Origin of the sequence: Rheinheimera soli, assembly GCF_021290985.1 — a bacterium.
Classification (GTDB): domain Bacteria; phylum Pseudomonadota; class Gammaproteobacteria; order Enterobacterales; family Alteromonadaceae; genus Pararheinheimera; species Pararheinheimera soli.
In genome coordinates, this window is record NZ_JAJOYU010000043.1 from 20,045 (window position 1) to 27,445 (window position 7,401).

At 46.4% G+C, this 7,401-nt stretch carries 6 protein-coding genes; 3 read left to right on the forward strand and 3 right to left on the reverse strand.

Annotated elements, in window-relative coordinates:
* The first annotated feature begins 3 nt into the window (after positions 1 to 3).
* Both LSG37_RS21310 and LSG37_RS19700 read left to right on the forward strand, forming a co-directional pair.
* Positions 4 to 2,058 carry a glycoside hydrolase family 32 protein gene (locus LSG37_RS21310; RefSeq protein WP_269836675.1) on the forward strand — a complete coding sequence of 685 codons (2,055 nt, stop codon included), beginning with the start codon at positions 4 to 6 and terminating at the stop codon, positions 2,056 to 2,058.
* Positions 2,059 to 2,084: 26 nt separating this feature from the next.
* Positions 2,085 to 3,311 (forward strand): oligosaccharide MFS transporter, encoded by a 1,227-nt coding sequence (locus LSG37_RS19700; protein ID WP_233081686.1) that lies wholly within the window; start codon positions 2,085 to 2,087, stop codon positions 3,309 to 3,311.
* Here the strand turns inward: LSG37_RS19700 and LSG37_RS19705 are convergent.
* From LSG37_RS19705 to LSG37_RS19715, 3 genes are all read right to left on the reverse strand, one after another.
* The gene (locus LSG37_RS19705) at positions 3,303 to 4,295 is read right to left on the reverse strand and encodes a LacI family DNA-binding transcriptional regulator (RefSeq protein ID WP_233081689.1); all 993 of its coding nucleotides are present in this window, start codon (positions 4,293 to 4,295) and stop codon (positions 3,303 to 3,305) included. The two genes, LSG37_RS19700 and LSG37_RS19705, sit on opposite strands and share 9 nt — an antisense overlap.
* A 517-nt stretch (positions 4,296 to 4,812) precedes the next feature.
* Positions 4,813 to 5,103: a high-potential iron-sulfur protein gene (locus LSG37_RS19710; protein WP_233081692.1), complete on the reverse strand. Its 291-nt coding sequence runs from the start codon at positions 5,101 to 5,103 to the stop codon at positions 4,813 to 4,815.
* Between the two features lie 166 nt (positions 5,104 to 5,269).
* Positions 5,270 to 6,034 carry a substrate-binding periplasmic protein gene (locus tag LSG37_RS19715; RefSeq protein ID WP_233081694.1) on the reverse strand — a complete coding sequence of 255 codons (765 nt, stop codon included), beginning with the start codon at positions 6,032 to 6,034 and terminating at the stop codon, positions 5,270 to 5,272.
* A 181-nt stretch (positions 6,035 to 6,215) separates the two neighbouring features.
* On the opposite strand from LSG37_RS19715, the gene mltA reads away from it, so the two are divergent.
* Entirely contained in the window at positions 6,216 to 7,352 is a 1,137-nt protein-coding gene (gene mltA / locus LSG37_RS19720; RefSeq protein ID WP_233081696.1) for a murein transglycosylase A, read from the forward strand.
* Positions 7,353 to 7,401 lie beyond the last annotated feature (49 nt).

Sequence of the window (7,401 nt, forward strand, 5' to 3'; positions counted from 1 at the left end):
CCTATGCGTCGTATTTATGTTTTATGCACGGCTTTAGTTCTGGCAGGCTGTAACCTGCCTTCAACACCAAAAAACACCGGAGCTGGAGCCCTGCCGCTTTATCAGGAACAATACAGGCCACAAGTGCATTTTACGCCTGAACAACGCTGGATGAATGACCCAAACGGTATGTTTTATTACCAGGGCGAATACCACCTGTTTTATCAGTACAATCCGGATGCATCAGTGTGGGGCCCTATGCATTGGGGCCACGCGATCAGTAAAGATCTGTTGCACTGGGAACATCAGCCCATAGCCTTATATCCGGATCAGTTAGGCACAATCTTTTCTGGCAGCGCCGTTGTTGATCATGAAAACACCAGCGGCCTGGGTACGAAAGAGAACCCGCCTATAGTCGCCATTTATACCTATCATGACCCTGTAGGGGAAAAACAGGGCCGGACAGATTTCCAGACTCAAGGCCTGGCCTATAGCCTGGATAAAGGCCGGAGCTGGATAAAACACCCGGCAAACCCTGTGTTAGCGAATCCTGGGATCAAAGATTTTCGTGACCCTAAAGTGGTATGGCATGAGCAGAGTAAAAAATGGATTATGGTGCTGGCGCAGGCCGATCATATAGGTTTTTACAGCTCGAAAAACTTAATCGACTGGAACTTCGAAAGTAACTTTGGCAAAGACTGGGGCAGCCATATTGGCGTTTGGGAATGTCCGGATTTAGTTCTGTTGCCCATTGAAGGTTCAGAACAATACAAGTATGTGCTGATTGTCAGTGTAGGTTCTGGCGGCCCGAATGGAGGCTCTGCGACTCAGTATTTTGTCGGTGACTTTGACGGCAAAAGCTTTCAGTTGGATGAAGACTGGCAACAGGCATTAAAACCTGAAGCACCAGTATTTCCACAAGGGCAAATCTTCGCTGATTTTGAAAGTGGAATACAGGGATGGACTGCAGTGGGTAACGCCTTTGCGAATGCGCCAACCGCTGGTGCTCACCCGGCACAGTCACCGGTGCAGGGTTTTGAAGGCCAGTATTTGCTCAACAGTTTCGCCGACAAAGACAAGGCCACAGGAACTTTAACATCAAGAGCCTTTACTATTAGCAACAGCTACATCAACTTTATGTTGGCTGGTGGCAAGTTTGATGGAAAGCTAGGCATGAACCTGTTGGTTGATGGCAAGGTAGTCCGCACTGCAACAGGCCAAAATAGCGAGAACTTTCAAATACATAGTTGGGATGTGACCGATCTGAAAGGGCAGCAGGCAGTGTTGCAGGTGATCGATGAGATCAGCGAAAATTGGGGACATATTTATCTGGATCAGATTGTATTTTCCGATAAACCTGCTTCTTCTAAAGTAGAACCTGCACTCTGGCTGGACTATGGTACGGACAATTATGCTGGCGTCACCTTCAGCGCTATACCCGGAGAGCTGAAACAGAGCATCTTTATGGGCTGGATGAGCAACTGGCAATATGCACAAACGGTTCCGACTGAAGTATGGCGTAGTGCCATGACCTTACCACGACAGCTGGATCTGGTGCACAGTGATGGCCTGTTACGACTGAAATCTACACTGATACCTGAACTGCAAAAGCTTGAGCTGAATAAAAAGCAATTTGGGCCACTTTCAGGCCGGCATACAATAGCTTTACCTAAGCCTGAACATCAGTCCGGTTCCAGCCGTATTGACCTGAAGCTGGAGCAACAGCAAGGTGTGTCTGAGCTGATTTTGCATAACCAGGCTGGTGATCAGGTAAAAATTGAGTTTGATTTTGTGAAAAAAGAACTACGACTTGATCGCAGACAGTCTGGTAAGGTGGATTTTGATAAACATTTTGGCAATGTGCAAATAGCACCAATGATGGGGGATTTCAGTAAAAACACCCTGACCTTAGTACTGGATGCATCCTCACTGGAGCTGTTTTGGCAAGATGGTCAGGTGGTGATGACCGCCCTGCTGTTTCCACAACAACCTTATGACAGCTTGAAGCTAGATCTTGCCAAAGGCTCGACCATCGAGCAATTGACCTTAACAGAGCTAAAGTCAATCTGGAAAAATTAGCCTAAACCCTGAAGGGGAAAGAGCAGATGCAAAAACACCGCCTGAATTACTGGTTGCTTAATGGCGCATTTTTCAGCTTTTTTGTTGCCTGGTCTTTTTCCTTTTCATTTTATGCCATTTGGCTAAAACAAAACGTAGGACTGACTGCAACAGATATTGGTTTTGTCTTCAGTATAAATGCCCTGGTGGCATTTATACTGATGCCTTTTTATGGCTTTTGGCAGGACAGGTTAAGCGAAGGTAAAACCCTTCTTTATGTGGTGGCTCTCACCATTTTATGTTGTGGACCATTTTTTAACTGGCTTTATCAACCCTTGCTGAAGAGTAACTTCTGGCTGGGTTCTGGAGTTGGAGCCCTGTTTACTGCGGTGAGTTTTGGCGCAGCTGTAGGGGTGCTGGAATCTTTTATTGAACGCTTAAGCCGCAGAGATGGTTTTGAGTTTGGTCGCTCCAGAATGTGGGGATCTCTGGGCTGGGCCGTCGCCACATTTTTTACAGGTTTATTACTGAACTGGTATCCGCAATCAGTTTTCTGGTTATCCAGTCTGGCCGGTATTGTTTTCTTGTTTTGCCTGATACGAGTGACCACACCCACCTCTTCTGCTTCACTGAGTTGCCAGCGGCACATCACAAAGCCTGGCCTGTCTGATCTGCTGCAGGTATTGAAACTACCGGAGTTTCGGCGTTTTGCATTTTATATCATCAGTGTGCCTTGTATTTATCAGGTATTTGACCAGCAGTTTCCGGTTTATTTTGCTTCTAAGTTTGCAGACCCTCAACTGGCGAATATCTATTTTGGTTATCTGAATTCTTCGCAGGTTTTTCTGGAGGCCGCACTGATGTTTGTCACCCCGGCACTGGTAAACCGAATGGGAGCAAGGCGGGCGCTGATTTTTGCTGGTGGTATTATGGCGATAAGAATACTGGGTTCAGGACTAGCGACAGGAATGCTGGCTATTTCTGCGTTAAAGCTGCTACATGCGGTGGAACTGCCTGTGTTATTGGTCGCTATGTTCAAATATATAGCTGCCGTGTTCGACTCACGGCTGTCTACTACCTTGTATATGGTGGGATTTTTGCTGTTCAGCCAACTCAGCGCTATGGTGTTGTCGCCATTTTTTGGTTATCTGTATGACCACTATGGCTATGCTAACTCCTATCTGCTAATCGGCAGCGTTGTGGTGTGCTGCACCCTGCTGTCAGCATTCTGGCTCTCTCCTGCTCAGACAGGCTTGAAACCTGTTTCACAATGAGCCACGGCTGATCAGTCTGAATGGTAGTTTGCTGGCCACTACATCAGTGCGTTCATCCAGCAAATAATTAAAGGCCCAACGCCCCATTTCATAGTGAGGCAATGCCATTGTGGTCAGACTGGGCTGCAATAGCTCAGGGATCAGATCCCAGTTGTCAAAACTGCCAATACCAATGTCTTCTCCCACTTTCAGGCCCAGAGACTGTAATACAAAATAAATTTCCATCGCCATCGGATCCTGACCACATAAAATAGCATCAGGTTTAAATTGTTTTATCACTTCGCATGCAGCCAGCCGCGCTCTTGAGATCAATTGGCCATCCTGTTCAACAATCACGGATTCAATATGCAAATTCTGCAATGACTCCCCCCGCTTTTCAAAAGCGCGGATAGCCCCGGCTTTACGCCCTTGTGCGGCAATAATACGCTCATCAAGATTCAGAAATGCAATACGTCTATAGCCTTTATCCAGCATAGAGCCGACGATTTGTTCGCCTGCAAGCTCTTCATCCGGCACAACGGTCGCAAAACGCCCACAAGAGGTATAACAATTCGCTAAAACAGTGGGAATTTGAGTCAGGCTATCGGGCAAACTGACCTGACGATGGTACATAGACGCATAGATAATGCCTTCAGCTCTGTGTTGGAATAAATGATCCACTGCAGCCTCCAGACTATATTTGTGCTCATTAATGTTCAGCACCATCAACTCTCTGTTGTGTTTCCACGCCATTTCCTGGGCACCGCGGATTAAATCAAAGGTGTATGGGATCCGTAACAACTCATCCGCAATAAAACCTATAACGCCGGATTTTTTACGTCGGGTCATCTGAGCCGCCCGGTTTGGGCGGTATCCCAACGCCTCAACAGACCGCAATACCTTCTCTCTGTTCTCTGGTTTTACCGTTGGGTCGTTGTTTACGACTCGGGCTACAGTTTTAAAAGCCACTCCGGCATGTTTTGCCACATCTTTAATAGTTACCATAGCCGGTGCTTTCTCCAATAAGCCTGTTCGCATATTTCATCGCTTTTCGCCATCCCCACTTGATACCATCTGGTTGCTTTCTGGTTAAAGACAACATCAAACCCTATATCAGATTTGGCTTCTGGGTCAATTCCTTCATATCTTGCCTGAAATCCATAGCAGCTGAAACCGAACGTATTGATTTTCGACAAGAAAAAACCGCTGCTGTAATACGGCATAATTCCCTACCAAAAGACAACGTTGCCCCTAACTTATCGGACTACAGCTCATTGGCATTTTGCAGGACAGCAAAATGTAAAACAATCGCCGGGAGCGATTGTTAACAGCGGAGCGCAGCGACGATGGCCTGAGCAGGCATTTTGCAGGACAGCAAAATGTAAAACAATCGCCGGGAGCGATTGTTAACAATGGAGCGCAGCGACGATGGCCTGAGCAGGCATTTTGCAGGACAGCAAAATGTAAAAGCCAGCGCTTGTGCTACTGGCTTTGTGTGCATAAATCCAATGGGTTGAGCGATTTAGCTTTTTTTCGCCCAGGCTGCACACCAACCTTCGGCATGAACCAGCTTACCAGGGAAAATATTACACCCCCGTAACGCTTCGCCATCTTTGCCTTGTATCTGCATACAATTGGCACAGTTGGCGCCTTCAACAGTGGATTTTGCGACATATTTCATCGCCACTGCCATTGGATCGTCAGACTTCACCACTTCTTGAGCCACAGCATGCAAGGCTGTACCGCCTAAAGTGATACCTACTAAGGTCGAAGCCGATAGTTTTAAAAAATTACGTCTGTCTAAATTTCCCATCTTTTACTCCGTTTTGTCTTTGGTTGTATCAAGGTGTTCTGCCCCTTGATAGATAACGCTACGGAGTATGTGGCAAAGAAGACTACTTTGATTTGATCTAAAGCAGTGTCTGGTTGGAATAATCTGGCAAGTTCAGCAGACAGCAGTTACGGAAACGCGCACAACCTCAGGATTTAGTCACATAAAACTTCAACCACTGCGCTATGGTGCCTTGCTGTTGTTGCTCACGCAGATACTGATTAAAAGCCGCCAGTTGGGGTTTCCAGCGTGGATGAAAAGCCACGGTTAAACCTACAGGACTAAAGCCAGTAGCAGAGCGGTACAGTTGTTTGTCAGGAAAGTGATGATGCAACAACCAGTTAGCGACATGCTCATTCATAAAGGCAAAATCACACCGGCCATTGAGCAACATATTCAGTTGAGTCAGTTCACTGGACGAGTCCACTCTGGCCGTCTCATTGGTCTGAAAAAATGGCGTTAAGGAGTCATAAATATAATACTGGCGGGTGCAGATGGCTTTACCTCTCACCCAGTCCGCTAACTGCCCTTGCGCGGCCAATGGCTGGCGGGCGAATAAATAATCCTTATGCTCTAATAACGGTTCGGAAAACAGCAGTTGATCAGGATGTTGAGTCCATTCTTTTGCCAGTAAAATGGCATCCACTTCTCCCTGATAGAGCCTGTGTTCAGCACGGGTTCTGTTATCGGCCACATACTGAACACGAATATTTTGTTGTTGGAAAAAGTCCTGTAATACTTCAGGCACCAGCCCTACTACTTTTTGTGTTTTTTCGTCCTGATACATGTAAGGCGGTACTTGCGGGTAATACAACACAAATTTCAGATCGGTAGTTTTGGGTGCAGCCTGAACTGAGGTGATGGCCCCAAGCGTTGTTAGCAGTATCAAAACACTTACTTTCCATAGTTTCATTGTTTTACCTGTCAAACCAAAGCAGAACATCGCTGTGTGTAAAACTGATAATACAAGCATTAGTGTTTTTATCAAATAGTTGTTTTTAACCTGCCCGGCCTAAAATTTTCTGTTCAGCTGTTGTCAGTAAAGCTTTGGTGACATAGAGTGCCGCCACAGTCTTTTTTGAATCTTATCTCTTATGAAACATCATCTTTTGTGGCTTGGCATCGCCAGCTTGGTTTTATCGGCCTGCAGCCAAACCCCTTCCGGCATTCATCAGTCCAATCAGTTTGCCAATAATGGATTGGATAAAAAAGCCAAAGCATTGAATGGCACTTACAAGTTGCAACCAGAAGCCGCCTTAAAAACGCAATGGCTGACCCCGGAATTGTTGGCAGGCCTTGAAGAACAACTAAAATACTTAAACAAAAAGTCAGTGCCACAGCAGCATAACTTGCCGGGTTTAGCAGTCAGTAAAACTCAGTTGCAACAAACAATACGCGATTTACAAGCCTGGGCAGACCAACCGTTAGCGCAAGGCAGTAAGGCCTTTGCCTTGTATCAGTTGGCCGGTGAAGATGGCAAAGGTAATGTGCAATTTACCGGTTATTATGTGCCGGTATTTAAAGTACGCTCGACACCGGATGCAGAATACAAATACCCTATTTATCGCAAACCTGCTGGTTTAAGCCAATATCCCAGCCGTGAACAAATCGACTTTGAACAGGCTTTGGCCGGGCAAGGGCTGGAACTATTTTACAGCAACAGTCTGGTCGATAATTTTTTTATGCAGGTACAAGGCTCTGGCGTGGTTGAAGATGAGTACGGCCAACAGCATTTGCTAAGTTATGGCGGCGGTAACGGCCATTCGTATCGCAGTTTAGGTAAAGTGCTGATTGAAATGGGCGAATACACTGCGGACACCATTTCTGCCACAGCCATTAAAGAATGGCTGGCCAAACATCCGGACAGACAACGTGAGCTGATGAGCCGCAACCCAAGCTACACCTTTTTCTCGCCGGGCTTAGATAAACCTGTAGGTGCCGCCAATGTGCCTTTAACTCCACTGCACTCCATAGCCGTTGATCCGGCTTTTATTCCTTTGGGTTCAATAGTACTGGCGCAAGTGCCGTTGCTGGATGACAAAGGTGAATTAACAGGCCATGAGTTCAGATTGATGCTGGCGCAGGATAAAGGCGCCGCTATTAAAACGCCTGGTCGTATTGATGTGTATCAGGGGATTGGAGATGAAGCTCAGCAGCGCAGCGATAGCTTACGTCACTACGGCAAAATCTGGCTGGTGTTGCCAAAACAAGGATCAGAGCCACAGCTCTGATCCTTGGGTGTAAACATATTGCTTATTTATGGTATTAGTTAAACTATCA

What these genes read in the sequence shown, in the direction of transcription:
- LSG37_RS19710 (WP_233081692.1), bottom strand. Translation starts at nt 5,103, where the DNA reads ATGGGAAATTTAGACAGACGTAATTTTTTAAAACTATCGGCTTCGACC.
- mltA (WP_233081696.1), top strand. Translation starts at nt 6,216, where the DNA reads ATGAAACATCATCTTTTGTGGCTTGGCATCGCCAGCTTGGTTTTATCG.
- LSG37_RS19715 (WP_233081694.1), bottom strand. Translation starts at nt 6,034, where the DNA reads ATGAAACTATGGAAAGTAAGTGTTTTGATACTGCTAACAACGCTTGGG.
- LSG37_RS19700 (WP_233081686.1), top strand. Translation starts at nt 2,085, where the DNA reads ATGCAAAAACACCGCCTGAATTACTGGTTGCTTAATGGCGCATTTTTC.
- LSG37_RS19705 (WP_233081689.1), bottom strand. Translation starts at nt 4,295, where the DNA reads ATGGTAACTATTAAAGATGTGGCAAAACATGCCGGAGTGGCTTTTAAA.
- LSG37_RS21310 (WP_269836675.1), top strand. Translation starts at nt 4, where the DNA reads ATGCGTCGTATTTATGTTTTATGCACGGCTTTAGTTCTGGCAGGCTGT.